The organism is Streptomyces sp. NPDC107575 (assembly GCF_055657265.1).
This window is the reverse complement of sequence record NZ_JBVKBG010000008.1, coordinates 274,414-300,430: the sequence shown is the minus strand read 5'-3', so window position 1 is coordinate 300,430 and position 26,017 is coordinate 274,414. Positions and strand designations below refer to the sequence as shown.

Below are 26,017 nucleotides of genomic sequence, written 5' to 3'. Positions count from 1 at the left end.
GCGACGCACAGCCACGCGAGCAACACGCGAGTAAGAAGACATGTGAAACATGACAGCTGACAGCACTCCGGCGCTCGTGCAGCCCGCGGACGGCACGGACGGCGACCCGGCTTCGGCCGGGGCGCCGCCGGCCGCCCGCGGCCCCCGGGCCCGCAACACCAAGGCGTACGTCCAGTACGCAGCTGCGAAGATCGGCGGCGCGATCGTCTCGCTGTTCGCCGTCCTCGTGACGAGCTTCTTCCTGTTCCGGCTCATCCCCTCCGACCCGGTCAAGCAGATGACCGGCGGCCGCAAGGTCTCATCGGAGCAGCTCCAGAACCTGCGCCACCAGTACGGCCTCGACCAGCCGATGTGGAAGCAGTTCACGTCGTACATCGGGGACGCGCTCTCCGGCGACTTCGGGATCTCGTACCAGTTCCACACCCCGGTCATGGACAAGATCCTCGACGCGCTCCCGGCGACGCTGCTGCTCACGGGCACGGCGTACGTCCTGTACTCGGCGCTCGGCATCTGGCTGGGCACGCGCACGGCGTGGCGCAACGGGTCGAGGAGCGACCGCTTCAACACCGCCTTCGCGCTGACCCTGTACTCGGTCCCGTCGTTCTGGCTGGGCCTGCTGCTCATCATCATCTTCGCCGTCGGCATCGGGCCGATCCCCGGCATGTTCCCGACGGGCGGCCTCGAATCGGGCGGCGAGACCGGGTTCGCGTACATCCTGGATGTCGCGCACCATCTGATCCTTCCGGTGGTCACCCTGGTCGCGGTCGGCTACGCGCAGACGCTGCTCGTCATGCGCTCCTCGCTGCTCGACGAGATGGGCAGCGACTATCTGACGACCGCGCGCGCCAAGGGGCTCCGCGACGACCTGGTGCGCCGCAAGCACGCGGTGCCGAACGCGATGCTGCCGACGTTCACGCTGATGTTCGTGAACCTGGGGCATGTGGTCGCCGGGCAGATCCTCGTGGAGACCGTCTTCTCGTGGCCCGGTCTCGGCGGGCTCTTCTACCAGGCGCTCTCCGTGCCCGATCTTCCGCTCGTCCAGGGCCTGTTCTTCGTCTTCGCCACCGCGGTGATCCTCGCGAACACCCTCGCCGACATCCTCTATCCGCTGCTCGACCCGAGGGTGGGCCGATGACGACGACCGACACCGAAACGGCGCCCGCCGAAACACCGAAGGCGCCCAGCGCGCGCTCCCTCGCGCGCGCCCGCAAGCGCCAGTCCCTGAGCCGCTTCTGGCGCTCCTACCGCGCGCACCGCAGCGGCCTCTGGGGCCTCGGGCTGCTGATCCTGATCGCCCTGATCGCGATCCTCGCGCCGGTCCTGGTCGGCGCGGACTCGCAGAGCGTGACGGACGCGCCCGGCGGCCCGCTGGAGGGACCGAGCGCCGAATTCCCGCTGGGCACCGACCAGTTCGGGCGCAGCGTGCTCGCCCTCCTGGTGTACGGGGCGCGGATCTCGCTCACCGTGGGGCTGCTCGCGGCGTTCCTGTGCGTGGCGATCGGCACCGTCATCGGCATCGTCGCGGGGCACTTCCGCGGCTGGTACTCGACGGTCCTGATGCGGATCACCGACTGGTTCCTCGTGATGCCGACGCTGGTCCTCGCGATCGCGCTCGCGACCGTCATGGACCGCTCGATGTGGACCGTGATCATCGCGATCGGCGTGACGACCTGGCCGACGACCGCGCGCCTGGTGCGCGCCCAGACCCTCTCGGTCGAGGCGCGCCCGTACATCGAGCGGGCGCGGGCGCTCGGCGGCAGCCACAGCCACGTCATGACGCGGCACGTGCTGCCGAACGTGATGCCGCTCGTCCTCGCCCAGACCACGATGATCATCTCCTCGGCGATCCTGACCGAGGCGACCCTGGCCTTCCTCGGCCTGTCCGACCCGACCGTCACCTCCTGGGGCGGCATGCTCCAGGACGCGCGCGAGGCGGGCGCGGTCAGCGCGGGCGACTGGTGGTACCTGGCCCCGCCCGGCATCGCCATCGCGATCGTCGCGCTCTCCTTCACCCTGTGCGGCCGCGCCGTCGAATCCGTCCTCAACCCGAAGCTGGGGGTGCGGTCATGACGCTTCTCGAAGTACGGGACCTCACCGTGACGTACGCCGGCGGGGCGCAGGCCGTCCGCGGCGTGAACCTGTCCCTGGAAGCGGGCCAGAAGCTCGGCATCGCGGGCGAGTCCGGCTGCGGAAAGTCGACGCTCGCGCTTGCGCTGCTGCGCCTGCTCCCCAAGGACGCCAAGGTCACCGGCGAGATCCTGCTGAACGGCGAGGACGTCCTCGCCATGAAGTGGGGCCGGGTGCGGGCCGTGCGCTGGGCGGGCGCGTCGATCGTCTTCCAGGGCGCGATGCACTCGCTCAACGCGGTGCACCGCATCGGCGACCAGATCGCCGAACCGATCGTCCTGCACAAGAAGGCGACGCAGGAGGGCGCGAAGAAGAAGGCCGGCGAGCTGCTCGAACACGTGGGCCTGCCGGCCGCCCGCGCCAACGCCTATCCGCACGAGCTCTCCGGCGGCCAGCGCCAGCGCGTGATGATCGCGATGGCGCTCGCCTGCGAGCCGGACCTGATCATCGCCGACGAGCCGACCACGGCCCTCGACGTGATGATCCAGGCCCAGATCCTGCGCCTGATCGAGCAGTTGGTGACCGAGGAGAACCTCGGCCTCGTCATGATCAGCCACGACCTGGCGGTCCTCTCCGACACCTGCGACCGGCTCGCGGTGATGTACGCGGGCCGCGTCGTCGAGGAGGGCCCGGCCCTCCAGGTGTACGAGGACGCGGTGCACCCGTACGCGAAGGCGCTGTCGGCGGCGTTCCCGACGATCGGCGACCCGGCGTCCCGGTTCGCGCCGCGCGGGCTGCCCGGCGACCCCCCGGACCCCTCGGCGCTGCCGTCCGGCTGCACGTTCCATCCGCGCTGCCCCGTGGCGCTCGACGTCTGTTCGAGCGAGGACCAGGTGCTGCGGGTGGCGGGCCCGGAGCGGCGGGCGGCGTGTGTGCACGTGGGTTCAAGTGACGCCCTGGGCGCGGAAGTCGAAGCAAGGAGCACCACGGCATGACGGAAACGCTTCAGAAGCCGGACGGCTCTGTGCAGACCCTCCTCAGCGCCGACAAGCTGCACGTCACGTTCCCCGGCCGCCGCGGCGCGGCCGAGGCGCGGGCCGTGGACGGCGTCGACCTGGACATCGCGCCGGGCGAGATCGTGGCGCTCGTCGGCGAGTCGGGCTGCGGAAAGACGAGCCTGGCGCGCACGCTGCTCGGCCTGGAGAAGCCGACGGCGGGCAGGGTCACGTTCGCGGGCAGGCCGCTGGACTACGCCTCGAAGGCGCTCAAGGCGTACCGCAAGCGCGTCCAGTTGGTCCTCCAGGACCCGAGCGGCTCCCTCAACCCGCGGCACACGGTATACGACGCGGTCGCCGAGGGCCTGCGTATCCACGGGTACGCGGGCGACGAGCGCGAAGCGGTCACGAACGCCCTGTCCCGCGCGGGGCTTCGCCCTCCGGAGCGCTTCTTCCTGCGCTACCCGCACGAGCTGTCGGGCGGCCAGCGCCAGCGCGTCGTCATCGCGGGCGCCCTGGTCCTCGACCCCGAACTGATCGTCGCGGACGAGCCGGTGGCCTCCCTCGACGCGTCCGTACGGGGTGAGATCCTCGCCCTGCTGCTGCGCCTGCGGGACGAGTTGGGCCTGTCCGCGCTCGTGGTCACGCACGACCTCGGCCTCGCGTGGAACATCGCGGACCGGGTGGCGGTGATGTACCTGGGCCGCATCGTGGAGACGGGCCGGGTGGAGGACGTCCTGACCTCACCCCAACACCCGTACACGCAGGCCCTGTTGTCGGTCCTGCCGGAGGCCCCGGGCGAACCGGTGGTGCTCACGGGCGAGCCCCCGGACCCGTCCCGCATCCCGGGCGGCTGCCGCTTCCACGCGCGCTGCCAGGTCCTGGCGGACGGCCGGGCGGAAGAAGCGGGGGTCGCCGACGCGTGCCGGACGGTGGATCTGCCGGTGCTCACGGGCGCGGCCACTTCGCAGGTGGCGTGCCACTGGGCGGCGGCGCAGGCCGAGTAGACCGCGCATGGGTGGGGCCCGGCACCGCGGTGCCGGGCCCCACCCATGCGCCGACGGCTCAGCCGTACATGCCGGGCACGTAGTCGCCCGCCGGCTGCTGGGTCATCACGTTGAACCGGTTGAACGTGTTGATCATGGCGATGCAGCCGACGAGGCCGCCGAGCTGCGCCTCGTCGTAGTGCTTGGCGGCCTTCTCCCACACCTCGTCGGAGACCCCGGCGCTGTCCGCGATGCGGGTGCCCGCCTCGGTCAGCTCCAGGGCCGCCTTCTCGGCCTCGGTGAAGACCTTGGCCTCGCGCCAGGCGGCGACCAGGGCGAGCCGGACCGCCGTCTCACCGGCCTCGGCGGCGTCCTTGACGTGCATGTCCAGACAGCCCGAGCAGCCGTTGATCTGGCTGGCCCGGATCATGACCAGGTTCAGCGTCGGCGCCGGCACGCCCGAACCCTCGGCGGCCTTGCCCGCCGCGATGACGTGCTTGAGCATCTTGCCGATGACCGGGTTGGTGAAGAGATCGAGTCGCGGTTCCATGAGGGGCTCCTTCGCACTCCGCCATAAGTGGTGACACCACTACGACGGAGCGCCGCGCCCCGATGTGACACACCCCGAAGTGACCTGCGTCACTGCGGTGCGGCTCAGACCTGGGATGCCTCGATGAGCTCACGCGAGCGCTTCACGTCGTCCGCGATCGCGGCGACCAGCTCGTCGAGCGACTCGAACTTCGCCATGCCGCGCACGAACGCCACGAACTCCACGGCCACGTGCAGGCCGTACAGGTCGAGGCCGACGCGGTCGATGGCGTAGGCCTCGACGGTGCGCTCGGTGCCGTCGAACTGCGGGTTCGTGCCGACGGAGATCGCCGCGGGCATCGCCTCGTCGTTCACGTACAGCCACCCGGCGTAGACGCCGTCGGCCGGGACCGCGGTGTGCGGGAGCGTCTCGACGTTGGCGGTCGGGAAGCCCAGTTCGCGGCCGCGCTGCGCGCCGCGCACGACGACGCCCTCGACGCGGTGCGGCCGGCCGAGGATCTCGGCGGCGCCCAGCACATCGCCCTCGGCGACGAGCCGCCGCGTCAGCGTGGAGGAGAACGGCTGACCGCCCCCGGCGGAACCGCTGACGTACAGGTCCACGACCTCGACTTCAAAGTCGTACGTCTGTCCCTGCTCGGCCAGGAAGTCGACATTGCCGGCGGCCTTGTGGCCGAAGCGGAAGTTGGGGCCCTCGACGACCACGCGCGCGTGCAGCTTGTCGACGAGCACCTTCGCCACGAAGTCGGCGGGCGACAGCTTCGAGAACTCGGTGGTGAACGGGAGGATCAGCACGGCGTCCACGCCGAGCTCGGCCATCAGTTCGGCGCGCCGGTGGTGCGGGGCGAGCAGCGGCGGGTGCGAACCCGGGCGCACGACCTCGCTGGGGTGCGGGTCGAAGGTGACCACGACGGCCGGGACGCCGAGCTCACGCGCCCGCTCCACGGCCCGCCCGATGATCAACTGGTGCCCGCGATGCACCCCGTCGTAGGAGCCGATGGTGACGACGCTGCGCCCCCAGTCCTGGGGGATGTCCTCCAAGCCACGCCAGCGCTGCACGGTGATTGCCCCTCGCAAACCTGTGTCCGACCGTTTGGAACCTTGCGTCTCTCTACCGGATACGCAGGTCTAAGAGTGCCATGCCGCCCGCCCGCGCTTCGCATCGGGCGGGCCCGCGACGCTACGCGGGCACCCGCACCCCGGCCAGGTCCTCGATCATGCGCCGGGAGCTCGGGCCGACGAGTGTCGCCCACTCGCGGGGCGCCCCCGCGAGCCACCCTGCCACCTGGCCCGCGAACCCCGGCACGGAGCGCGCGAGCTCCACGAGCAGCCGGTCGAAGCGGGACGCGCCCTCGGGCGTACGCACAAGCAGCATGCCCGTGCGGTGCACCAGGTCCCGGGTCCTGGCCTGCCCGCGCCGCGCCGCGTCCCGCGCGGCGGCGCACAGCAGGGCGTCGAGCACGACGGGGTCCCGCTCCTCCTCCAGCAGTACGTCGAGCAGCTCGGCCCGCAGCGCGCGCGACGCCGCCGTGCCGGGCGCGGCGAGCACCCGTGCCAGGGCGCTCCGCACGACCGGGGGCCGCTCCGACAGCAGGCCCACGACCAGGGGGTACATCACGGCCCGTGCGTCGTCCCCGCGTTCGAGGCAGCGGTCGACGAACGCCGCCACCTGCCCGGCGGCGGCATCCGGCCAGTCCTCGGCGAGCTCCCGCACGAGCGCGGCGGCCCGCCGGGCGTGCGCGGGTTCGGTCAGCCCGGCGAGGGTGCGCAGGATGTCGCCGAGACCGGGGCCCGGCTCCCGCAGGCGCGCCTGGAACGCCGCGAACACCGGTTCCGGGTGGGTGGCCACGGCCGGGGCGAGCGCGTCGGCGGGCAGCCGCGCGTCGCCCGCCACGAACCGCTCCAGCGCCCGCGCCAGATACGCGGGCCGCGCGTCCGGGTCCCGTACGAGGAGGGCGAGCGCGGCGCCGTGCAGTTCCCGCTCGCCGGGCCGCTCCAGAAGCGCGAACGCGGCGTACCGCAGCAGCTCCCGGTCGGCCGCGTCGTCGACCTTGGGTGCGACCCGGGCGCCGTACGCGGCGGCGGCGACGTGCCGGTCGGGCCGCTCGTCGTGGGCCCATCGGTCGACGGCGCGGCACAGGGCGGACGGCTCCTCGTCGGCCAGCGTCGCGAGCAGTTCGTCGGCGCGCGGGTGGGCGCACGCGACGAGGGCCTCGGCCAGGCCGTCGAGGTCGCGGTGCCGGTGGGTGTGGAGCAGGGCCTGAGCGACGTCGGCGACGGTGGCGTCGGGCAGGGCGGGCAGCGCCCGCTCGTCGTCGAACCAGCGTGTCAGCCTGTGCTGTACGCGCCGCGGCTCGGCGGCGAGGGCCTGCGCGACGGCGTCCAGACACCGGTCGCCGGCCTCGCCCGCGTCGTGCACCACGGCGCGCCGCAGCAGCTCGAAACGGGTGTCGTCGTCCACGGCGATCCGCATCCAGAAGCCACCATCGAAGCGCCCCTCGGAGGCGAGCGCTTCCAGCACCCCGCGATACGCCCCGGCGTCGGCCGTCCCCTCCAGCACCCCGCGCACCAGGGCCGCACCCCACCAGGATGCTTCGACGTCCCCGTCCCCCCATGCCTCGGACGCCGCACGCCCCCGGTCACCTTCTCCCCACGCCTCGGGGCTCCGCGCCTCAAACGCCGGCGGGGCTGAATTTGCTCGACCGCCCCGCTCCACCTCGGGATCCCCCGCCCATCTCCCACCCTCCCGCCCCCTCCGGGGGCTACGGCCCTCCGGGATGACGCTCCCTGCCCCACGCGCCCCGCCACCAGCCCCAGTTCTCCTCCCGTTGCGCTCGGCCACCCCCGCCTCGAACACCCCACCAGCCCCGGCCCCCCGCCCCGAGCGCCCGGCCGCCCCCACCTCGGGCACCCCGCCACCCGCCCCGGCTCCCCGCCCATCCCGCTCAGCCGCCCCCGACTTGGGCAATCTGCCGCCTTGGGCGGCAGGGTGGGCAAGGCGGCCCCCGGTGCCGCCCGCGCTCGCGTCGGGCGTCGGCCCCGGCGCGGCCGGCCGCTCCCCGGCGCTGGCCGCACCCGCATCAGACGCCGACCCCGGCGCAGCCGGACGCCCCCCGGTGCCGCCCGCCAACACCCACGGCAGCAACTCCCGCAACCGTGCCTCAAGTTCCGCGCAGCCCACCCGTTCCAGGAAGAGGAGGGCCCGCACCACCGGCCCCGCCCGGTGCCGCGGAACCGGGAAACCGTCCCCCCGCCGCCGGAACACAAGCGCTTCCAGCGCCCCGTCCACATCCAGATGCATCCCCTGGATCCAGTCCGCGACCTCCTCGTGCGCGAACCGGAACCCGCACCCCGCCGGCACCAGCAGCCCCTCCGTGAGCACCGCCGACGCCCACCCGGACACCCCGCCCCGCGCGCCCCACGGAAACAGCTCCTCGAACGACTCCCGGTCCAACTCCCCCTGCCCGGGCCCGAGACTGCGCCGCGCGGCCTCGTGCACCTGCCCCGCCACCCGCGCCGTGAGCCTGCGCACCCCGCTTCCCCGCACCCCCGCCGCAGCGGCCAACCGCACCGCCACTCGTAGGCACATCAGGTCCAGATACGCCCCGAAGATCCCGTCCCGGTCGGGGCACCCGGCCACGTCCCCCGGCAGCGCCGCCCGCACCTCGCCCAGCAGCCGCAACGACAGCGGATGCCCGGCCTCCCGCTCCGTGAGCGCCCCCTCCGGCACCCCGAACCGCTCCCGCGCCCGCCGCGCCGCCTCCCCCTCCAGGTCCCCGATCCGTACGCCCGGCGGCAGCGCCCCCGCCGCCCGCCCGTACAGCACCTCCGTGCCGAACAGCGCGCCCGCCTGCTCCCAGTACTCGCCGCGGCACGCCACCACAAGCCGTACCCCGCACGCCGCGAGCCACCGCTCGGTCCCCCGCGACCAGGCGGCAAGCCGGTGCGCGAGCACGGGCGGCATCTCCTCCGGCCCGTCGAGCAACAGGACGAGCGGCCGCCCCGCCTCCCGGGCGACCTCGGCGATCCGCTCGGCCGAGACGTCCCCCACGTCACCCGGGACCGCCACCTCGCGCGACGCCGCCACGATCCGCCCCGCCCGCGCGAGCGTCCGCCCCACCGCCTGCGCCACGGACGCGTCGTCCTCGCTCAGGTCCGCGCCCCGCAGCCACACCGTGGGCGCCGCACCGTCCCCCTCGGCCCGCCGCGCGGCGAACGCGGCGAGTTCCGTGGTCCGCCCGCTGCCCGGCTCCCCGACGAGCGCCAGCACCCGCGCCGCACCGTCCGCACCCGCCGCGAAGGAGGCCAACTCCCGCACCACGTCCGGCCGTTCGACCGGCTCCGGCCCGTCCGTCCCCGGCCCGTCGCTGCCCACCGAGACCCCGGCCAGCTGCAGCACCCCGCCGAGATTCAGCTCGTCCCCGTACGCGGGCACGGCCGCGGCATTGCGCGCGAGCAGCTCGGCCAGCGGCCCCCGCCCGCCCGTGCCCGCGATCGCCGCCCGCAGCGGCACCGCGAACCCGGCCGCCCGATGCCCGGCCCGCAGCGCGGTACCGAGCACCGCGACCACCGACCCCGTACGCGCGTCGAGCACCGGACCGCCCGCGGCGCCGCCGCCGACCCGCAGCGCGTCGGCCCCGTCCGTGCCGACGGCCAGCTCCAGAACACTGTCCAAAAGATGCGTGCGGCCCTCGGCCACGTACGCGACCGGCGAGCGCCCCAGGACGCGCGCCTCGCGCCAGCCGCCCGCGGGGATCCGGACGTACGCCCCGGCCGCCGGCGGGTCCGAGGCCGCCACCGGGAGCGGCAGCACGCCGAGCCCCCGCGTGCGCAGCAGCGCCAGGTTCGCCTCGGGAAGTTCGACGATCGACCCGGGTTCCACCACACAGGTCACGCCGCCCGGCCCGTGCACCAACAGGCGCTCGAGCCCGCTCACCACCTCGTGGCCGGTGACGACCGTCCCCCGGTCGTCCGCCGCGAAGCCCGCACCGCGCGGCCGCCCGGCCAGATCACTGATCCGTACCAGCGGCGGGTCCATCATGACGCGACCCTCCCGCCGTCCTCCGCCACGCCCCGTGCCTAGACGGTAGGCGCGCAATGATCAGCAGGACAGCTTCAGACGCGAACGCGCCCCCTTGCGCTCCCCCTGTTCACTCCGAGCGCCCGCCCGAAGGGGTGAAGTGAACGGGCGTGCTGGATACACCCTTGAGAGGGGGACGTGGAGCGGCGGCCACCCAGAGACCGGAACCCGCCGCTCCACCGAAATCACCCTTGGCGCGAGTCAGCCGAACACGGCCAGGCTCTTCGCCTTGCCCTTCTGCTCCTCGACCAGCGCGAGGAACTGCCCACCGGGCCCGAACACGGCGACGGGACCCGCGCCCGCGTACTCCTCGGGCACCTCCAGGCGCACGCCGTTAAGCAGCAGCTTCCCGCGCCGCCCGTCGACGTCCCAGCGGGGGAACGCGGCGGCGGCCGCCTCGGCCACCGGCATCACGGTCAGCGACTCCTGGAGCTGGTCCAGGGTGCGCGCCGAGTCGAGCTTGTACGGGCCGACCCGCGTGCGCCGCAGCGCCGTCAGATGCCCGCCGACGCCCAGCCCGGCGCCCAGGTCGCGGGCGAGCGCCCTGATGTACGTACCGGACGAGCAGACGACGGAGACGACCAGGTCGAGGACCGGCGTGCCGTCCTCGGCGACCGCGTCCCGGACGTCGTACACGGCGAAGGACGAGATCCTGACCGGGCGCGCCGGGATCTCGAACTCCTCGCCCTCGCGGGCCCGCTTGTAGCTGCGGACGCCGTTGATCTTGATGGCGCTGACCTTCGACGGCACCTGCATGATGTCGCCGCTCAGCTTGGCGATCTCCGCGTCGATGGCCTCGCGCTTGATCGCGGACGCGTCGGCGGACGAGGTGAGCTCGCCCTCCGCGTCGTCCGTGAGCGTGTTCTGCCCGAGCCTGATCGTGCCCAGGTACTCCTTCTCGGTCAGCGCGAGATGGCCGAGGAGCTTGGTCGCGCGCTCGACGCCGAGCACGAGCACACCCGTCGCCATCGGGTCGAGGGTGCCCGCGTGGCCGACCTTGCGGGTCTTGGCGATCCCGCGCATCTTGGCCACGACGTCGTGCGAAGTGAAGCCCGACGGCTTGTCGACGATGACAAGGCCGTCGGGCGGAGGGGTGCGGTCGGACATGCTCAGGCTTCGCCGTCCTTCTCAGGGGCGTCCTCGGCGTCGTCCTCGGGCTTCCTGTAAGGGTCGGCGCCACCCGCGAAGTCGGCGCCCGCGGAGGCCTCGCGCACCTTCTCGTCGGACTGCCGGGCCCGGTCGAGGAGGTCCTCGATGGTCCGGGCGTTCTCCGGGAGGGCGTCCGCGACGAAGGTCAGGGTCGGCGTGAACTTCACACCGGCCGCCTGACCGACCGCCGAACGCAGGATGCCCTTGGCGCTCTCCAGACCGGCGGCCGCCTCGGCCCGCTCCTCGTCGCCCCCGTACACCGTGTAGAAGACGGTCGCTTCCCGCAGGTCGCCCGTCACACGGGTGTCGGTGATGGTGATGTGGGAGCCGAGCCGCGGGTCCTTGATCCCACGCTGCAGCTTCTGGGCCACCACCTCTCGAATGAGGTCCGCCAGCCTCTTGGCGCGCGCGTTGTCGGCCACTGGTCCGTCTCCTTTTAAGTGCTTACTTGCTTGTTGCTTCAGTCTGCGTCAGTCGTCGTCGCCGTGGAGCCTGCGGCGGACCGAGAGCAGTTCCACCTCGGGCCGCCCGGCGACGAGCCGCTCGCAGCGGTCCAGTACGTCGGTCAGGTGGCCGGTGTCCCCGGAGACCACCGCGAGCCCGATCTCGGCCCTGCGGTGGAGGTTCTGGTTGCCCGTCTCCGCGACGCTCACCGCGTACTTGCGGTGCAGCTCGGCCACGATCGGACGGACGAGGGAGCGCTTCTCCTTCAGCGAGTGGACGTCGCCGAGGAGCAGATCGAAGGACAGAGTCCCCACATACATGTGTGTCCGGATGTCCCGCCGGTCCGGGGTCGTATGGGCGACCGCTTCCGGCCACCGATACGGGAACGGTACACGCAACGGCCGGGGCCGATCGACGGAAATAAGTCCCGTCGACCGGCCCCAGTCGCGTATCAGGCTCAGACGCGCGGCTTCTCGCGCATCTCGTACGTCGCGATGACGTCGTCGACCTTGATGTCGTTGAAGTTGCCGAGGTTGATACCGCCCTCGAACCCTTCGCGGATCTCGGTGACGTCGTCCTTGAAGCGACGCAGACCCTGGATGTTGAGGTCCTCCGCGATGACCTTGCCGTCGCGGACGAGCCGGGCCTTCGTGTTGCGCTTGACCTCGCCGGAGCGGATGAGAACACCCGCGATGTTGCCCAGCTTGGACGACTTGAAGACCTCGCGGATCTCCGCCGTGCCGAGCTCGACCTCCTCGTACTCCGGCTTGAGCATGCCCTTGAGGGCCGCCTCGATCTCCTCGATGGCCTGGTAGATCACCGAGTAGTACCGGACGTCGACACCCTCGCGCTCGGCCATCTGCGCGGCACGGCCGGCCGCACGGACGTTGAAGCCGATGACGATGGCGTCCGAGCCCATGGCCAGGTCGATGTCCGACTCCGTGACCGCACCGACGCCGCGGTGCAGGATCCGGATGTCGACCTCTTCGCCGACGTCCAGCTGGAGCAGCGAGGACTCGAGAGCCTCGACGGAACCAGAAGCGTCACCCTTGATGATGAGGTTGAGCTGCTGGACCTCGCCGGCCTTGAGCACCTTGTCCAGGTCCTCGAGGGAGACACGGCGCACGCGCTTGGCGAAGGCCGCGTTCCGCTCGCGGGCGGCACGCTTCTCGGCGATCTGACGGGCCGTACGGTCCTCGTCGACCACCAGGAAGTTGTCGCCGGCGCCCGGGACGTTGGTGAGACCGAGCACGAGGACCGGGGTCGAGGGACCCGCCTCCTGCACGTTCTCGCCCTTGTCGTCGAGCAGGGCACGGACACGGCCGTAGGCGTCGCCCGCGACCAGCGTGTCGCCGACACGGAGCGTGCCTCGCTGGACGAGGACGGTCGCGACGGCACCGCGGCCCTTGTCGAGGTGGGCCTCGATCGCAATACCCTGCGCGTCCTGGTCGGGGTTGGCCCGCAGGTCGAGCGAGGCGTCCGCGGTCAGGACCACGGCCTCGAGCAGGGAGTCGATGTTCTCGCCCTGCTTGGCGGAGATGTCGACGAACATGGTGTCGCCGCCGTACTCCTCGGCCACCAGGCCGTACTCGGTCAGCTGACCGCGCACCTTGGTCGGGTCGGCACCCTCGACGTCGATCTTGTTGACCGCGACGACGATCGGGACCTCGGCGGCCTTGGCGTGGTTGAGCGCCTCGATCGTCTGCGGCATGACGCCGTCGTTCGCCGCGACCACGAGGATCGCGATGTCGGTCGACTTCGCACCACGGGCACGCATGGCGGTGAACGCCTCGTGACCCGGGGTGTCGATGAAGGTGATCGCGCGCTCTTCACCGTTGACCTCGGTGCCCACCTGGTAGGCACCGATGTGCTGGGTGATGCCGCCGGCCTCGCCCGCGATGACGTTGGTCTTGCGGATCGCGTCGAGCAGTCGCGTCTTACCGTGGTCGACGTGACCCATGACGGTCACGACCGGCGGACGCGCCATGAGGGCCTCTTCGCCGCCCTCGTCCTCGCCGAACTCGATGTCGAAGGACTCGAGCAGCTCGCGGTCCTCCTCCTCGGGGGAGACGATCTCGACCGAGTAGTTCATCTCGTCACCGAGAAGCTGCAGCGTCTCGTCGGAGACGGACTGCGTGGCCGTGACCATCTCGCCGAGGTTCAGCATGACCGCGACGAGCGACGCCGGGTTGGCGTTGATCTTCTCCGCGAAGTCGGTGAGCGAGGCACCGCGCGACAGACGCACCGTGGCGCCGTTGCCGCGAGGCAGCATCACACCGCCGACCGACGGGGCCTGCATGGCCTCGTACTCCTGGCGCCTCTGCCGCTTCGACTTGCGACCACGACGCGCCGGACCGCCGGGACGACCGAAGGCGCCCTGCGTGCCACCACGGGCACCCGGACCACCGGGACGGCCACCGAAGCCGGGACGGCCACCGAAGCCGCCGGGACGACCGCCGCCGCCCGGACCACCGGGACGACCGGCGAAGCCGCCGCCACCGCCACCGGGACCACCGGGACGACCGGCGAAGCCGGGACGACCGCCACCGCCGCCGCCCGGACGACCGCCGCCGCCGGGACCGCGACCGCCGCCACCCGGACCCGGACGCGGGCCCGCGGCGGGACGCTGCGGCATCATGCCGGGGTTCGGACGGTTGCCGCCGCCGGGACGCGGGCCCGCGGCGCCGCCGCCACCCTGACCCTGCGGACGCGGCATGTTGCCCGGGCTCGGACGACCTGCGCCGCCCTGACCCTGCGGACGGGGACCACCCTGGCCGCCACCCTGCGGGCGCGGACCGCCCGGGGCACCCTGGCCGCCGGGACGCGGGGCGCCACCCGGACGGGGCGCCTGCGGGCGCGCCATGCCGGTGGAACCACCAGAGGTGAAGGGGTTGTTGCCCGGACGCGGGCCCGAGGGACGGGCGCCGCCGGGACGCTGGCCCTGGCCACCGGGACGCGGGGCGCCCTGACGGTCGCCACGGTCACCGCGCTGGCCACCCTGGCCCTGGCCGCGGTCCTGACCGGGGGCCGGACGGCCACCGGGCTTCGGGGCGCCGGGACGCGGAGCGGCCGGGCCGCCGGGCTTCGGGGCCGCGGGGGCCTGCGAAGCGGCGGGAGCCTGGAACTCCGGGGTGCTGGGCGCCGGCGAAGCGGGCTTCGGGGCCGGCTTCGGGCCGGGCGTCGGCCGCGGACCCGGGGTCGCCGGAGCGGCCGGGGCAGCGGGCTTCTCCGCAGCGGCGGGCTTCTCCGCGGCGGGCTTCGGCGCAGCCGGACCCGGACGCGGGGCGGCGGGCTTGGCGGCCTGCGCGGGAGAGGGGGTGGGACGCGGCGCCGCGGGCTTCGCGGGCGCGGCCTTCTTGGCGGCGGGCTTCTTGGCCGCGCCGTTGGTGCCCTGGTTCAGGGCGTCAGTCAACTTGCGTACAACCGGCGCTTCGATGGTCGAAGACGCCGAACGTACGAATTCACCGAGTTCTTGGAGCTTGGCCATGACGACCTTGCTCTCTACACCGAACTCCTTGGCGAGTTCGTATACCCGGACCTTAGCCACTTCGCTCCTTTTAGGTCCGGGTTACGCCGGACCGTCGCTACTTCATGGGCGTACTCATCGCGTACTCATCGAGTGCTCATCGCAATCTCGACCTACTTCCAACTCGCGAGGTACCAGGGCCGCACGGCGGTTCCGTACGGCGCTTCTTACGGTGTCGCCTGCTCGACGCGGTGGCGCAGGGCCGCCGTGTCGAACGGTCCAGGGGCCCGATAAGCCCTCTGGAACGCCCGGCGGCGGACCGCCAGGTCAAGACAGGCCAGGGCGGGATGCACATAGGAACCCCGGCCGGGCAGCGTACCGCGATCATCGGGGACGCATTGGCCCTCGATCACCACGATCCGCAGCAGTTCGCTCTTGGCCGCTCGCTCCCGGCATCCCACGCAGGTTCGCTCAGGGCATGCGCGGGCATGCGTCCGACCAGACACGGTTAAGTCTACCTCCCCGTACCGACCTCACCCCTTTGGGGCAAAGATCGAACGGTTGGCTCGTCACATACTGTCGTGATCCAAGCGCTGAGCGCTCGGATTTATTCCCCGTCGGAAGAGCCCTCGGGGGCGCCGCCCTGATCGGTGTCCGGACGGATGTCGATGCGCCAGCCGGTGAGCCGGGCCGCGAGCCGGGCGTTCTGCCCCTCCTTGCCGATGGCAAGGGAGAGCTGATAGTCGGGCACCGTCACGCGGGCCGAGCGGGCCGCGAGGTCCACGATCTCGACCTTGGAGACGCGGGCCGGGGACAGCGCGTTGGCCACCATCTCGGCCGGGTCCTCGGACCAGTCGACGATGTCGATCTTCTCGCCGTTGAGCTCGCCCATGACATTGCGCACACGCCCGCCCATCGGGCCGATGCAGGCGCCCTTGGCGTTGAGCCCGCTCCGGGTGGAGCGCACGGCGATCTTCGTGCGGTGGCCCGCCTCGCGCGCGATGGCGCAGATCTCGACGCTGCCGTCGGCGATCTCCGGCACCTCGAGCGAGAAGAGCTTCTTCACGAGGTTCGGGTGCGTACGGGACAGGGTCACGGAGGGGCCGCGGACGCCCTTGGCGACGCGCACGACGTACGAGCGCAGGCGCAGGCCGTGCGGGTACTCCTCGCCGGGCACCTGCTCCTGCACCGGCAGGATGGCCTCCAGCTTGCCGATGTCGACCAGCACGTTCTTCGGGTCGCGGCCCTGCTGGACCTGGCCCATCACGATGTCGCCCTCGCGCCCCGCGTACTCGCCGAGCGTCGCGTCGTCCTCGGCGTCGCGCAGCCGCTGCAGGATGACCTGCTTCGCGGTCGTGGCGGCGATCCGGCCGAAGTCGGAGGGGGTGTCGTCGAACTCGCGGGGCTCCTGGCCCTCCTCGAGGTCGGACGGGTCCTCCTTCGCCCAGACCGTCACGTGGCCGCTGTCGCGGTCGAGCTTCACGCGCGCGTGGCGGAAGCTGCCGTCGGTGCGGTGGTAGGCGATGAGGAGGGCCGACTCGATCGCCTCGACCAGCAGATCGAAGGAGATCTCCTTCTCCCGGACCAGCCCCCGCAGGGCACTCATGTCGATGTCCACGGCTACGCCTCCTCTTCGTTGTCGTTGTCGCTGCTGTCGTTCTTGTTCTTGCGGTTGAACTCGACCTGGACGCGCGCCTTGGCGATGTCCGAGAAGTCGAGCCTTCGGGTGGTCGCCTTGCGGCCCTTCACACCCGGCACTTCGAGGTCGAGGCCGTCGTCGTCGACCTTGAGGATGCGCGCGACCAGCTCGGACTCGTCGTTCAGCGTGAACTTCACGAGGCGGTCGATCGCGCGGAGGTAGTGGCGGTGCTCGGTGAGGGGGCGCTCGGCGCCGGGTGTCCCGACCTCGAGCTCGTACTCGCCCTCGCCCATGGCGTCGTTCTCGTCGAGCTTCGCCGAGAGCGCGCGGCTCACATCGGCGATCGCGTCGAGGTCGGCGCCCTCGTCGGAGTCGACGACGACGCGCAGCACACGCTTGCGTCCGACCGAGGCCACTTCGATCTCTTCGAGTTCGAGCCCCTGTGAGGTGACGAGCGGTTCCAGTAGTTCCCGCAGCCTCTCGTTCTGGGTGGTGCTCATCCGGGTGACTCCTCGGCCGCGTGTGCTGTTGTGGTTACTGACTTTCCTTGCGCGTCAGGTCAAAGGGTATCCGGTCCAGGGGGGTGTTGCCGTCCACCCGTGCGAGGGCGGCGGTACGGTGATCACCGCCACTCCCGCTCGATCGAACCTGATCAGTTCCGATCAGGGAGCCGACCCTGAAGCCCGCTCCTTCTCGTCTCCTCCCGCCTCTTCGCCCCTTGAGGACGCCTGCCGTGCCGCTGCCCCCTCTCGCCCGCTCCGGGCCACGTCGTAGGACCCTGCTCGCCTCCCTGGCCGGGACCGCGCTGCTGACCGGCTGCTCCGACTCCGGCGACGGCGCCGACGGCGGCAGCGGAGCGCCCGCCGCCGCGCAGGAGAAGCAGTTGCGGACGCGGGCGGCGCGGGAGAGCGCGGACCTCCTCGGCCAGTACGACCGGGCGGTGTCGGCCCGTCCGGCGCTCGCGGAGCGGCTGAACCCGCTGCGGGCCGAGGTCGAGCGGCACGTGAAGGCGTTCGGCGGGAAGCGCGGTCCTTCGGGCGCGGCGGCGCCCCCGGGCCGGAAGTCGGCAGCGGCGCCGGCCTCCGAGAAGGACATCCTCAAGGCGCTCTCGGTGGCCGAGCAGCAGCTCTCCGACCGCCGGATCGCCGCGCTCACGGACGCTCCCGGCGAGCTGGCGCGGCTGCTCGCCTCGGTGGCGGCGGCCGGGGCGGCACACGCGTACCTGCTGTCGGAGGACGGACGGAAATGAGCGAGAACCAGCTGCTCGCGGCGGTGCAGGCGGCGCTGCGCGCCGAGCACGCGGCGGTGTACGGCTACGGGGTGGTCGGCGGCCGGATCGGCGAGGACCGCAGGGACCGGGCCAGGGACGCGTACGACGCGCATCGCGCGCGCCGCGACGAGCTGCGGCGCACGGTCCGCGACCTGGGCGGCAACCCCGAGGAATCGGCGGGGGCGTACGCGTTGCCGTTCCCGGTGCCCGACTCCTCGGCGGCGGCACGGCTCGCCGCGGACATCGAGAGCAGGGTCGCGGGCGTCTACTCGGATCTCGTACGGGCCGCGAGCGGCGAGCGGCGCCGGAACGCGGCCGACGCGCTCCGGGAGGCGGCGGTCCGTGCCGTGCGCTGGAGCGGCGGCAGCGTAGCCTTCCCTGGGCTCTCCGAACGGGCAGCGGCGCCGTCGGCGTCCTCGTCCCCGTCGCAGGACCCCAGCACGTAGGCAGACTTGGGAAGGGAATCCCCGCGCATGGCATCCCCGCGCATGGCATTCGAACCGCCGAAGCGGCTTGTGAACGCGCTCGGCGAGGTGCGCGACGACGGGGCCTCGGCGTGGCTCGACCGGGTCGGCGCGCTGCTCGACGAGGCGGCGGCGCGGCGCGATGTGACGGTGGAGCGGGTGCATGTGCCCGGGGGCCGCAGCAGCCTCGTCGCCCACGTCCGCAGGGCGGACGGCTCGCCGGCGATCCTGAAGCTGGCGCCGGAACGGTTCCGCCCGGAGGCGGAGCGCGCGGCGCTGACGCACTGGGACGGCTTCGGCGCGGTGCGTCTGCTGGACCCGGGGGTGAACGACGGCGCGCTGCTCCTGGAACGCCTCCACCCCGAGATCTCCGTCCGGACGCTGCCGGAGGCGAAGGCGCTCCTGGAGGCGGCGGGCACGCTGCGCCGCCTGTGGGTGGACCCGCCGGAGGGGCGCAACTGCGAGACCGTTCCGGAACGCACGGGCCGCCAGGCGGTCGGGATGCGGGCGACGGTGGAGTCGTATCCGGATGTCGCGCCACTGATCGACGCGGCTCTCGGAACGCGCGACGAGCTGGTGTCCTCGGCTCCCGAACACCGTTTGCTGCACGGTACGTTCCGGCAGTCCAAGGTGCTGTCCGGGGAGCGGATGCCGTGGCTGGCGGTCGGGCCCGACCCGGTCGTCGGGGAGACCGCGTTCGACCTGGCGCGGCTGGTCCGTGACCGGGTGGAGGACCTCATCGGCTCGCCGTCGGGTCCGGCGATCACCCGTCGCCGTGTGAAGCGCCTCGCGGAGTCCCTGGAGGTCGACCAGGAACGACTGCGGGGCTGGACCCTGTTCCGCGCGGTGGAATCGGGTGCGCGGGCACTGCGCGTGGGGCGGCACCAGGACGGCGAGAACCTGCTGGAGTTCGCCGGCTGGCTGTGACCTCCGGTCGGGGCGGGTGGGGTTCGCGGGGTTGGCGGGCCGGTTGCGCTGAGTCCGCCGAATGGGCGTTGCGCACGGGGCGACGGCGGTCGCGGGGCACGGCCCCGGGCCCGGCCGAATCAATGCTTGCGCACCCGGGGCTCCGGGTCGCGGTCACGGGGTTCGGCCCCGGGCCCCCGCACCCGGGGCTCCGGGTCGCGATCGCGGGGTTCGGCCCCGGACCCGCTGTCGGCTCCGCACCAACATCACGGTTACGAGGCCGAGCCCCGAGCCCCACTGCCCAACCGTTGCGCAACCCAAGGCCCCATCGACGCCCGAACCGGCACCACGGTTTCGGTCACGGGGCTCCGCCCCGAACCCCGCTGCTCAAGCGCCGCAGGGGCTTGAAATACCGGCACCTGGCCGCCACCGCCATGTCGGCTTCATGTGCCCCGCCTTCCCGCGTGAGCGATGGCCGTGCCCCCGCCTATCTCCCACCCGCCCGCCCCCTCCGGGGGCGTCGGCCCCACGGGGTACCGCAACCTGCCGCCGGCACGTCGCCCCACCCGTGACGACCGGCCGTCACCACCTTGGACAGACCCCACCCGGCACGACTCCCCACCCGTGACCATCGGCCGTCACTGCCTTGGGCAATCTGCCGCCTTGGGCGGCAGGGTGGGCAAGGCGGCCCCCGGTGCCGCGCACCCTGAACGGCAGGCGGCAACCACGGCAGAGCCCCCGCGCCGCCGTGCTGGGCGGTTACCAAGCCATGGGAGCGAAGCCCTCGGAGGGGCACACTCCGCGCCCGGCGCCGCGCCAGAGTCACGTCCCGCGCAACCAACGCGACGGGCGCCGCCCCGGCAGAAGCCCCCGGGCACCGGGAGGCCCAAGCCCCCGGAGGGGGCGGGCGGGTGGGAGATAGGCGGGCAGGAAGGACCGGTGCCGCGCACCCGGTGCCACCGGCCCCGGCACCGGCCGCGCGCCCTGTGCCACCGGCACCGGCCGCGCACCCCCTGCCACCGACCCCGGCCCCGCATGCGTCACCCACAGCGCCGCACCAGAACCACGCCCCGCGCAACCAACACGACACGCGCCACCCCGGGCGCGGGCCCGCCCCGGCCAGGGAACCGCGCGGGCCCGCCCCGGCCGGGGAACCGCTACGCCGTCAGGCGGGCGACCGCCTCGTCGACCGTCAGTTCCTCGCGCTCACCGGTGAGGCGGTCCTTCAGTTCGACCACGCCGTCGGCGCTGCGGCGGCCGGCGACCAGGATCTTCGGGACACCGATCAGCTCGGAGTCGGTGAACTTCACGCCGGGCGAGATGCCCGGACGGTCGTCCACCAACACTCGTACGCCCGCCGCCGCCAGCTTGTCCGAGACCTCAAGGGCCAGCTCCGTCTGGAGCGCCTTGCCCGCCGCCACGACGTGGACGTCGGCGGGAGCGATCTCCTCCGGCCAGATCAGGCCCTTGTCGTCGGCGTGCTGCTCGGCGAGCGCCGCGACGGCGCGCGAGACCCCGATGCCGTACGAGCCCATGGTGACGCGGACCGGCTTGCCGTTCTGGCCGAGGACGTCGAGCTGGAACGCGTCGGCGTACTTGCGGCCGAGCTGGAAGATGTGACCGATCTCGATGGCGCGGTCCAGCTTGAGCCCGGTGCCGCACTTGGGGCACGGGTCGCCCTCCTGGACCACGACCACGTCGACGTACTCGGAGACCTCGAAGTCACGGCCCGCGACGACGTTGCGCGCGTGCACGCCGTCCTTGTTGGCGCCGGTGATCCACGCCGTGCCGGGCGCGACCCGCGGGTCGGCGATGTACGTGACCTTCTCCAGGCCCTGCGGCCCGACGTAACCGCGGACCAGGTCGTCACGGCCCTCGAAGTCCTCGGCCGTCACCAGCTCCACGGCGGCCGGCGCGAAGTGCGCCTCGACCTTGCCCATGTCGACCTCGCGGTCACCGGGGACGCCGACGGCGACGATCTCACCGTCGACCTTCACGAGGAGGTTCTTGAGCGTCGCGGAGGCCGGGACCTCCATGTACGCGGCGAGCGTCTCGATGGTCGGGGTGTCGGGCGTGGGCACCTCGACGAGCGCGGGCACGCCCTCCGCGTCGACCGCCTTCACCGCGAAGCCGACGGCCTCGGTGTTCGCGGCGTAGTCGCAGGCCGGGCAGTCCGCGAAGGTGTCCTCGCCGGCCGCGGCCGGGGCCAGGAACTCCTCCGACTTCGAGCCGCCCATCGCGCCCGCGGTCGCGGCGCAGATCCGGTAGTCGAGGCCGAGGCGCTCGAAGATGCGCTGGTACGCGGCGCGGTGCAGCGCGTACGACTCGGCGAGGCCCTCGTCGGAGAGGTCGAAGGAGTACGAGTCCTTCATCTGGAACTCGCGGCCGCGCAGGATGCCGGCGCGGGGACGGGCCTCGTCGCGGTACTTGGTCTGGATCTGGTAGAGGATCACCGGCAGGTCCTTGTAGGACGTGCACTGGTCCTTGACCAGCTGGGTGAAGATCTCCTCGTGCGTCGGGCCGAGCAGGTAGTCGCCGCCCTTGCGGTCCTGGAGGCGGAACAGCTCGGCGCCGTACTCCTCCCAGCGCCCGGTCGCCTCGTACGGCTCCTTGGGCAGGAGCGCCGGCAGCAGCACCTCCTGGCCGCCGATGGCGTCCATCTCCTCGCGGATGACGCGCTCGACGTTCGCGTAGACCCGCCGGCCGAGCGGCAGCCAGGACCAGACACCGGCGGCGGTGCGGCGCACGAAACCGGCGCGGACCAGCAGCTTGTGGCTGAGGACTTCGGCGTCCGCCGGGTCGTCGCGCAGGGTCTTGACCATCAATCGGGACATGCGCTGGACCTGGACCTTGGCCATGATTCTTGACTCCTGCGACGAAAGGCTGATGTCAGGAGGTTAGCCGGGCCCCGGGCACGGCCGGAAATCGGTCAGGGGTGACGGCGGAGCGGGAGGGGCGCGCCCATCACCGCGTACGGCCTCGGGGCGCTCGGGAACAGCACCTGGCGGGCCAGGTCCTCGTAGCCGAGCGAGTGGTAGAGGCCGCGGGCCGGGCTGTCGATGTCGATCGCGGAGAGGATCGAGCGGGGCTGGGTGGCGCCGTCGGTGATCGACGTGATGAGCGCCCGGCCGATGCCGCGGTTCTGGTAGCCGGGGTGCACGTGCAGCTCGGTGATCACGAAGGAGTCGTCGAGCCAGTGGTCCTCGCCGCGGGTGCGCAGATACGGCTCGACGACGGTGGACCACCAGTGGGTGCGGTCGTTCGGCATCCCGTAGACGAAGCCGACGAGCCGTCCGTTGCCGGTCGTGGCGCCGAGGGAGCGGGCGCCCGGGTACGTGATGTGCCGCAGCACGATCTGCCGGCGGACGGCGATCTCGTCGTCGCTGAGCCCGAACGCGTACGCCTGCACGGCGAGCGCCTCGTCGACCCGGCTGCGCAGGTCCAGGGGCCCGATGGTGACGGCGCGGTCGTCCGTACGGTTCCGGTGCGGCATGCGGGGAGGGTACCCCGGTGGGCCGGTGCGCAGTACGGGCAGCCGTGGTTGCCGCCTCGGGGCTCCGCCCCGGACCCCGCTGCTCAATCGCCGCAGGGGCTTGAAATGTCCAGCCCGCTCGGGGTCCAGGGCGGAGCCCCGAAGCTACGGTGCCGCAGGGAGTCTCGGGACGCTGGAGAGGAGGCGTCGCGTGTACGGATGGGTGGGCTCGCCCAGGACCGACGGCGTGGGGCCTGATTCCACCACCCGCCCCCGTTCCAGCACAGCCGTGTGCTCACACAGCGCCGCCACCACCGACAGGTCGTGGGAGACCATCACGATCGTCAGGCCCGCCGTCTCCTTCAGCTCGGCCAGCAGGTCGACGACCTTGACCCGCGTCGTGACGTCCAGGGCCGAGACCGGTTCGTCGGCGAGGAGGACCCGCGGATCGCAGACCGAGGCCCGCGCGATGGCGATGCGCTGGCGCTGCCCGCCGGAGAACTCGTGCGGGTACCGCTCCCCCGCGTCGGCCGGGAGCCCCACCCGTTCGAGGGCGTGCGCGACCTTCCGGTCCGCCTCCTCCCCCGTCGCGACGCCGAGCGAGCGCAGTGGCTCGGCCACGATCCGCCGCACCCGCTGCCGCGGGTCCAACGAGGCGTACGGGTCCTGGAAGACGCACTGCACGCTGCGCCGGAACGCCTTCATCTGCGCGCGGTCGCGCGGCCGCAGCTCGTCCCCGTCGAAGCGGACCGTCCCGGACGTGGGCCGGGCGAGGCCGAGCAGCATGCGAAGGAGGGTCGTCTTCCCTGCGCCCGACTCACCGACGAGCGCGAGGCTCTGCCCGGTCTCCACCGTCACCGACACGTCCGTGACCACGGGTGCCACGGCGCCCCGGTACGCGTACGACACCCCGTCGAGTTCCAGCACAGGGGCGCTCATGGCGCACCTCCCAGGTCGAGCGCGGACTCCAGCTGCCGCGCGCTGTCCACGAGCGCCTTCGTGTACGCCTCGCGCGGCGCCCGCACGACGTCGGCCACCGCGCCGGACTCGACCGCGCGCCCGTCCTTCATCACCAGGACGCGGTCCGTCACCTTCGACACCACCGCCAGGTCGTGGCTGACGAAGAGGACCGCCATGCCGCGCTCGCGCACCAGTCCGTCGATCAGTTCCAGCATCTCGGCCTGCACGGTCACGTCCAGCGCCGTCGTCGGCTCGTCCGCGACGAGCAGCGCCGGGTCGCAGGCGAGCGCCATGGCGAGGGCCACGCGCTGGCGCTGACCGCCGGAGATCTCGTGCGGGAAGGCGCGGGCGATGCGGGCCGGGTCCGGGAGGCGTACCTGCTCCAGCAGGTCGGTCACCGCCGACCGCAGCGCCGCGCCCTTCAGCCCCCGCCGCCTGCGCAGCGGTTCCGCGATCTGCTTGCCCACCCGCATCAGCGGGTCGAGCGCGGTGAGCGGTTCCTGGAAGACGACGGCCGCGCTCCGGCCGCGTACGCCCACGAGGGTCTTCTCGCTGGCGCCGACGATCTGCGTACCGTCCAGCCGTACGCTGCCGGTCACTGTCATGCCCGCGGGCAGCAGCCCGAGAGCCGCCAGCGTCGTCAGGGACTTGCCGGAGCCCGACTCGCCGATGAGGCCGAGGCGTTCGCCGCGCGCGATCTCGAAGCCGAGTCCTGACACCAGCTCGCGCCCGTCCCCCGTACGGATCGTGAGTCCCTCTACGGAGAGCAACGGTTCGCTCATGTCGCCACCCGCTCCTTCCGTGCCGTCGGGTCGAGCACGTCGCGCAGCCCGTCCGCGACCAGGTTGACCCCGATCACCAGCAGCACGAGCAGCACGCCCGGCGCGAGCGCGCCCGCCGGTGCCGTCGTGAACGTCGCCTGCGCCTCCTGGAGCATCCGGCCCCACGAGGCGTTGGGCGGCGGTGCGCCGAGGCCGAGGTAGGACAGGCCCGCCTCCGCGAGGACGGCGAGGCCGAACTGGAGCGCCAGGTTCACCGCGAGCGTCGGCCAGATGTTGGGCAGGACGTGCCCGGCCACGATGCGCGGCCAGCTCGTGCCCGACGTGCGGGACGCCGTGATGTAGTCCTGCGCGAGGACCCGCTTGACGAGGATGCGGGTCAGCCGGGCCACGACCGCGCTCTGCGCGAGGCCGATCGCGAGGATCGCCGAGCCGAGCGTCGCCGACCTCGCGGCGACGATCAGCATCGCGAGCAGCAGCGTCGGGAACGCGATGAGGATGTCGAGCAGCGCGGAGAGCGTGTCGTCGAACCAGCCCTGCGCGAACGCCGCGAGCAGCCCCAGGGTCACGCCAAGGAGCGCCGCCACGGCGACCGAGCCGAGCCCCGCCTGGACCGCGATCCGCGAACCGGTCATGAGCTGCGTGAACAGGTCGCGCCCGAGCTTGTCGGTGCCGAGCAGGTGCCCGCCGCCGGGCCCGGCGAGCCGGCCGCCGGACGTGTCGTCGCTGTCGTACGGCAGCCAGAACAGGGAGACGAGCGCGAGCAGGACGACGAGTCCGGCGAACACGCCGCCCGTCCAGAGCGTGAGGGAGGACCGGCGCTTCATCGGGCACCTCCGCCCGAGAGGCGGCCGCGGAGGCGCGGGTCCACGATCCGCTGCACGAGGTCGGCGAGGAATCCGATGATCAGCACTCCGAACGTCGACACGAACAGCACGCCCTGGATCACCGGGTAGTCGTGCTGCCCGATCCCCGTCGCGAGCATGGAGCCGAGCCCTGGCAGCGCGAACACGGACTCGACGACGACCGCGCCGAGCAGGGTCGAGGCGAGTTCGATGCCGAGGATCGAGATGACCGGCACGGACGCGTTGCGCAGCCCGTGCCGCCACATCGCCCGCCCGAACGACGAGCCGAGTGCGCGCGCGGTGCGCAGGTACTCGCTGTCGAGGACGTCGAGCGTCGCGGACCGTACGTAGCGGATCAGGGACGCCGACATGACGAGCGCGACCGTGACCACCGGCAGCACCAGCGACTGCACGGCGGGTCCCGGGGTGTCCCAGCCGTCCTGCGGGAAGCCGCCGGACGGCAGCCAGCCCGCGTTCAGCGCGAACACGGCGATGAGGATCATGCCGAGCCAGAACACCGGGACGGCGATGCCGAGTTGGGAGACGCCGCTGAGCAGCGCCCCGTACCAGGTGTTCTTCTTGTACGCGGCCACGAAGCCGGCCGGGACCGCGATGAGCACGGCGAGCACGAACGCCGAGAGCGTCAGCGGCACCGTCACGTTCAGGCGCTGCGTCACCTCCGGGCCGACGGGCAGCGACGACACGAAGGACGTGCCGAGGTCGCCGCTCGCCAGCTGGCCGATCCAGTGCGTGAACTGCTCGGGCAGCGGCTTGTCGGAGCCGATGGCGTGCCGGGCCGCGGCGATCTGCTCCGGCGAGGCGCCCACCGAGGTGAGCGCGTTCGCCGGGTCGCCGGGCAGCATCCGCAGGAGGACGAACAGCACGACGGACGCGAGGGCGAGGGAGACCAGCAGGAACACCAGTCTCCGCAGGAGATAGCGGGTCATGT

Annotated in this window: 23 protein-coding genes; 7 read left to right on the top strand and 16 right to left on the bottom strand. The window is 72.6% G+C overall.

The window, feature by feature from the left end:
- Positions 1 to 49 precede the first annotated feature (49 nt).
- From ACZ7L4_RS36135 to ACZ7L4_RS36120, 4 genes are read left to right on the top strand one after another with little or no spacing between them, the layout of a single operon-like run.
- Positions 50 to 1,135 (top strand): ABC transporter permease, encoded by a 1,086-nt coding sequence (locus tag ACZ7L4_RS36135; RefSeq protein ID WP_472109211.1) that lies wholly within the window; start codon positions 50 to 52, stop codon positions 1,133 to 1,135.
- Entirely contained in the window at positions 1,132 to 2,070 is a 939-nt protein-coding gene (locus tag ACZ7L4_RS36130) for an ABC transporter permease (RefSeq protein WP_472109209.1), read from the top strand. The genes ACZ7L4_RS36135 and ACZ7L4_RS36130 overlap by 4 nt, the downstream gene beginning before the upstream one ends.
- Positions 2,067 to 3,062, top strand: a complete 996-nt coding sequence (locus ACZ7L4_RS36125; RefSeq protein ID WP_472109208.1) for an ABC transporter ATP-binding protein — start codon at positions 2,067 to 2,069, stop codon at positions 3,060 to 3,062. The genes ACZ7L4_RS36130 and ACZ7L4_RS36125 overlap by 4 nt, the downstream gene beginning before the upstream one ends.
- Positions 3,059 to 4,069, top strand: coding sequence for an oligopeptide/dipeptide ABC transporter ATP-binding protein (locus tag ACZ7L4_RS36120; RefSeq protein ID WP_472109206.1), 1,011 nt, complete (start codon positions 3,059 to 3,061; stop codon positions 4,067 to 4,069). Before ACZ7L4_RS36125 ends, ACZ7L4_RS36120 begins: the two co-directional genes overlap by 4 nt.
- 58 nt (positions 4,070 to 4,127) lie before the next feature.
- Here ACZ7L4_RS36120 and ACZ7L4_RS36115 read toward each other — a convergent pair whose 3' ends face one another.
- From ACZ7L4_RS36115 to rimP, 10 genes are all read right to left on the bottom strand, one after another.
- Positions 4,128 to 4,598, bottom strand: a complete 471-nt coding sequence (locus tag ACZ7L4_RS36115) for a carboxymuconolactone decarboxylase family protein (protein WP_472109205.1) — start codon at positions 4,596 to 4,598, stop codon at positions 4,128 to 4,130.
- Between the two features lie 104 nt (positions 4,599 to 4,702).
- Positions 4,703 to 5,653 carry a bifunctional riboflavin kinase/FAD synthetase gene (locus ACZ7L4_RS36110; RefSeq protein WP_472109203.1) on the bottom strand — a complete coding sequence of 317 codons (951 nt, stop codon included), beginning with the start codon at positions 5,651 to 5,653 and terminating at the stop codon, positions 4,703 to 4,705.
- Positions 5,654 to 5,774: 121 nt separating this feature from the next.
- Complete coding sequence (locus ACZ7L4_RS36105; protein ID WP_472109201.1) at positions 5,775 to 9,635, bottom strand: serine protease; 3,861 nt, start codon at positions 9,633 to 9,635, stop codon at positions 5,775 to 5,777.
- A gap of 240 nt (positions 9,636 to 9,875) precedes the next feature.
- Positions 9,876 to 10,781: a tRNA pseudouridine(55) synthase TruB gene (truB, locus tag ACZ7L4_RS36100; RefSeq protein WP_472109199.1), complete on the bottom strand. Its 906-nt coding sequence runs from the start codon at positions 10,779 to 10,781 to the stop codon at positions 9,876 to 9,878.
- A gap of 2 nt (positions 10,782 to 10,783) precedes the next feature.
- Positions 10,784 to 11,245: a 30S ribosome-binding factor RbfA gene (rbfA, locus tag ACZ7L4_RS36095; protein WP_450818043.1), complete on the bottom strand. Its 462-nt coding sequence runs from the start codon at positions 11,243 to 11,245 to the stop codon at positions 10,784 to 10,786.
- Positions 11,246 to 11,293: 48 nt separating this feature from the next.
- Positions 11,294 to 11,587 carry a DUF503 domain-containing protein gene (locus ACZ7L4_RS36090; RefSeq protein WP_385761001.1) on the bottom strand — a complete coding sequence of 98 codons (294 nt, stop codon included), beginning with the start codon at positions 11,585 to 11,587 and terminating at the stop codon, positions 11,294 to 11,296.
- A 137-nt stretch (positions 11,588 to 11,724) separates the two neighbouring features.
- Positions 11,725 to 14,814 carry a translation initiation factor IF-2 gene (gene infB / locus ACZ7L4_RS36085; RefSeq protein ID WP_472109197.1) on the bottom strand — a complete coding sequence of 1,030 codons (3,090 nt, stop codon included), beginning with the start codon at positions 14,812 to 14,814 and terminating at the stop codon, positions 11,725 to 11,727.
- A gap of 146 nt (positions 14,815 to 14,960) precedes the next feature.
- Positions 14,961 to 15,239, bottom strand: a complete 279-nt coding sequence (locus tag ACZ7L4_RS36080; protein ID WP_399228381.1) for a YlxR family protein — start codon at positions 15,237 to 15,239, stop codon at positions 14,961 to 14,963.
- A gap of 101 nt (positions 15,240 to 15,340) precedes the next feature.
- Entirely contained in the window at positions 15,341 to 16,351 is a 1,011-nt protein-coding gene (nusA, locus tag ACZ7L4_RS36075; RefSeq protein WP_472109195.1) for a transcription termination factor NusA, read from the bottom strand.
- Positions 16,352 to 16,353: 2 nt separating this feature from the next.
- The gene (rimP, locus tag ACZ7L4_RS36070) at positions 16,354 to 16,872 is read right to left on the bottom strand and encodes a ribosome maturation factor RimP (RefSeq protein WP_472109193.1); all 519 of its coding nucleotides are present in this window, start codon (positions 16,870 to 16,872) and stop codon (positions 16,354 to 16,356) included.
- 233 nt (positions 16,873 to 17,105) lie between these two features.
- Here rimP and ACZ7L4_RS36065 point away from each other — a divergent pair, with 233 nt between their 5' ends.
- The 3 genes from ACZ7L4_RS36065 to ACZ7L4_RS36055 are packed head-to-tail and all read left to right on the top strand — an operon-like array spanning position 17,106 to position 19,033.
- Positions 17,106 to 17,621, top strand: a complete 516-nt coding sequence (locus ACZ7L4_RS36065) for a hypothetical protein (protein ID WP_472109192.1) — start codon at positions 17,106 to 17,108, stop codon at positions 17,619 to 17,621.
- A complete protein-coding gene (locus tag ACZ7L4_RS36060) occupies positions 17,618 to 18,088 on the top strand; it encodes a ferritin-like domain-containing protein (RefSeq protein ID WP_472109190.1) in 471 nt (156 codons plus the stop codon). The genes ACZ7L4_RS36065 and ACZ7L4_RS36060 overlap by 4 nt, the downstream gene beginning before the upstream one ends.
- Before the next feature lie 42 nt (positions 18,089 to 18,130).
- On the top strand, positions 18,131 to 19,033 hold the full coding sequence (locus tag ACZ7L4_RS36055; RefSeq protein ID WP_472109188.1) for an aminoglycoside phosphotransferase family protein: 903 nt from the start codon (positions 18,131 to 18,133) through the stop codon (positions 19,031 to 19,033).
- Between the two features lie 1,136 nt (positions 19,034 to 20,169).
- Here the strand turns inward: ACZ7L4_RS36055 and ACZ7L4_RS36050 are convergent.
- The 6 genes from ACZ7L4_RS36050 to ACZ7L4_RS36025 all read right to left on the bottom strand — a co-directional run bounded on the left by ACZ7L4_RS36050 (position 20,170) and on the right by ACZ7L4_RS36025 (position 26,015).
- Positions 20,170 to 21,870 (bottom strand): proline--tRNA ligase, encoded by a 1,701-nt coding sequence (locus tag ACZ7L4_RS36050; protein ID WP_450810683.1) that lies wholly within the window; start codon positions 21,868 to 21,870, stop codon positions 20,170 to 20,172.
- Positions 21,871 to 21,941: 71 nt separating this feature from the next.
- On the bottom strand, positions 21,942 to 22,505 hold the full coding sequence (locus tag ACZ7L4_RS36045) for a GNAT family N-acetyltransferase (protein WP_472109186.1): 564 nt from the start codon (positions 22,503 to 22,505) through the stop codon (positions 21,942 to 21,944).
- A gap of 144 nt (positions 22,506 to 22,649) precedes the next feature.
- Positions 22,650 to 23,423, bottom strand: coding sequence for an ABC transporter ATP-binding protein (locus ACZ7L4_RS36040; protein ID WP_472109184.1), 774 nt, complete (start codon positions 23,421 to 23,423; stop codon positions 22,650 to 22,652).
- Positions 23,420 to 24,226: an ATP-binding cassette domain-containing protein gene (locus ACZ7L4_RS36035; RefSeq protein ID WP_472109182.1), complete on the bottom strand. Its 807-nt coding sequence runs from the start codon at positions 24,224 to 24,226 to the stop codon at positions 23,420 to 23,422. Before ACZ7L4_RS36035 ends, ACZ7L4_RS36040 begins: the two co-directional genes overlap by 4 nt.
- A complete protein-coding gene (locus ACZ7L4_RS36030) occupies positions 24,223 to 25,050 on the bottom strand; it encodes an ABC transporter permease (protein ID WP_472109180.1) in 828 nt (275 codons plus the stop codon). The genes ACZ7L4_RS36035 and ACZ7L4_RS36030 overlap by 4 nt, the downstream gene beginning before the upstream one ends.
- Positions 25,047 to 26,015, bottom strand: a complete 969-nt coding sequence (locus ACZ7L4_RS36025; protein WP_472109178.1) for an ABC transporter permease — start codon at positions 26,013 to 26,015, stop codon at positions 25,047 to 25,049. Before ACZ7L4_RS36025 ends, ACZ7L4_RS36030 begins: the two co-directional genes overlap by 4 nt.
- Positions 26,016 to 26,017: the final 2 nt, after the last annotated feature.

Bases quoted from the DNA above. Each gene is read 5' to 3' on its own strand.
- ACZ7L4_RS36030 (WP_472109180.1), bottom strand. From the start codon at position 25,050: ATGAAGCGCCGGTCCTCCCTCACGCTCTGGACGGGCGGCGTGTTCGCC.
- ACZ7L4_RS36135 (WP_472109211.1), top strand. From the start codon at position 50: ATGACAGCTGACAGCACTCCGGCGCTCGTGCAGCCCGCGGACGGCACG.
- ACZ7L4_RS36090 (WP_385761001.1), bottom strand. From the start codon at position 11,587: ATGTATGTGGGGACTCTGTCCTTCGATCTGCTCCTCGGCGACGTCCAC.
- ACZ7L4_RS36050 (WP_450810683.1), bottom strand. From the start codon at position 21,870: ATGGCCAAGGTCCAGGTCCAGCGCATGTCCCGATTGATGGTCAAGACC.
- ACZ7L4_RS36055 (WP_472109188.1), top strand. From the start codon at position 18,131: ATGGCATTCGAACCGCCGAAGCGGCTTGTGAACGCGCTCGGCGAGGTG.
- rimP (WP_472109193.1), bottom strand. From the start codon at position 16,872: ATGAGCACCACCCAGAACGAGAGGCTGCGGGAACTACTGGAACCGCTC.
- ACZ7L4_RS36125 (WP_472109208.1), top strand. From the start codon at position 2,067: ATGACGCTTCTCGAAGTACGGGACCTCACCGTGACGTACGCCGGCGGG.
- ACZ7L4_RS36040 (WP_472109184.1), bottom strand. From the start codon at position 23,423: ATGAGCGCCCCTGTGCTGGAACTCGACGGGGTGTCGTACGCGTACCGG.
- ACZ7L4_RS36045 (WP_472109186.1), bottom strand. From the start codon at position 22,505: ATGCCGCACCGGAACCGTACGGACGACCGCGCCGTCACCATCGGGCCC.
- ACZ7L4_RS36130 (WP_472109209.1), top strand. From the start codon at position 1,132: ATGACGACGACCGACACCGAAACGGCGCCCGCCGAAACACCGAAGGCG.
- ACZ7L4_RS36105 (WP_472109201.1), bottom strand. From the start codon at position 9,635: ATGATGGACCCGCCGCTGGTACGGATCAGTGATCTGGCCGGGCGGCCG.
- ACZ7L4_RS36025 (WP_472109178.1), bottom strand. From the start codon at position 26,015: ATGACCCGCTATCTCCTGCGGAGACTGGTGTTCCTGCTGGTCTCCCTC.
- ACZ7L4_RS36035 (WP_472109182.1), bottom strand. From the start codon at position 24,226: ATGAGCGAACCGTTGCTCTCCGTAGAGGGACTCACGATCCGTACGGGG.
- ACZ7L4_RS36120 (WP_472109206.1), top strand. From the start codon at position 3,059: ATGACGGAAACGCTTCAGAAGCCGGACGGCTCTGTGCAGACCCTCCTC.
- ACZ7L4_RS36115 (WP_472109205.1), bottom strand. From the start codon at position 4,598: ATGGAACCGCGACTCGATCTCTTCACCAACCCGGTCATCGGCAAGATG.
- truB (WP_472109199.1), bottom strand. From the start codon at position 10,781: ATGTCCGACCGCACCCCTCCGCCCGACGGCCTTGTCATCGTCGACAAG.
- ACZ7L4_RS36060 (WP_472109190.1), top strand. From the start codon at position 17,618: ATGAGCGAGAACCAGCTGCTCGCGGCGGTGCAGGCGGCGCTGCGCGCC.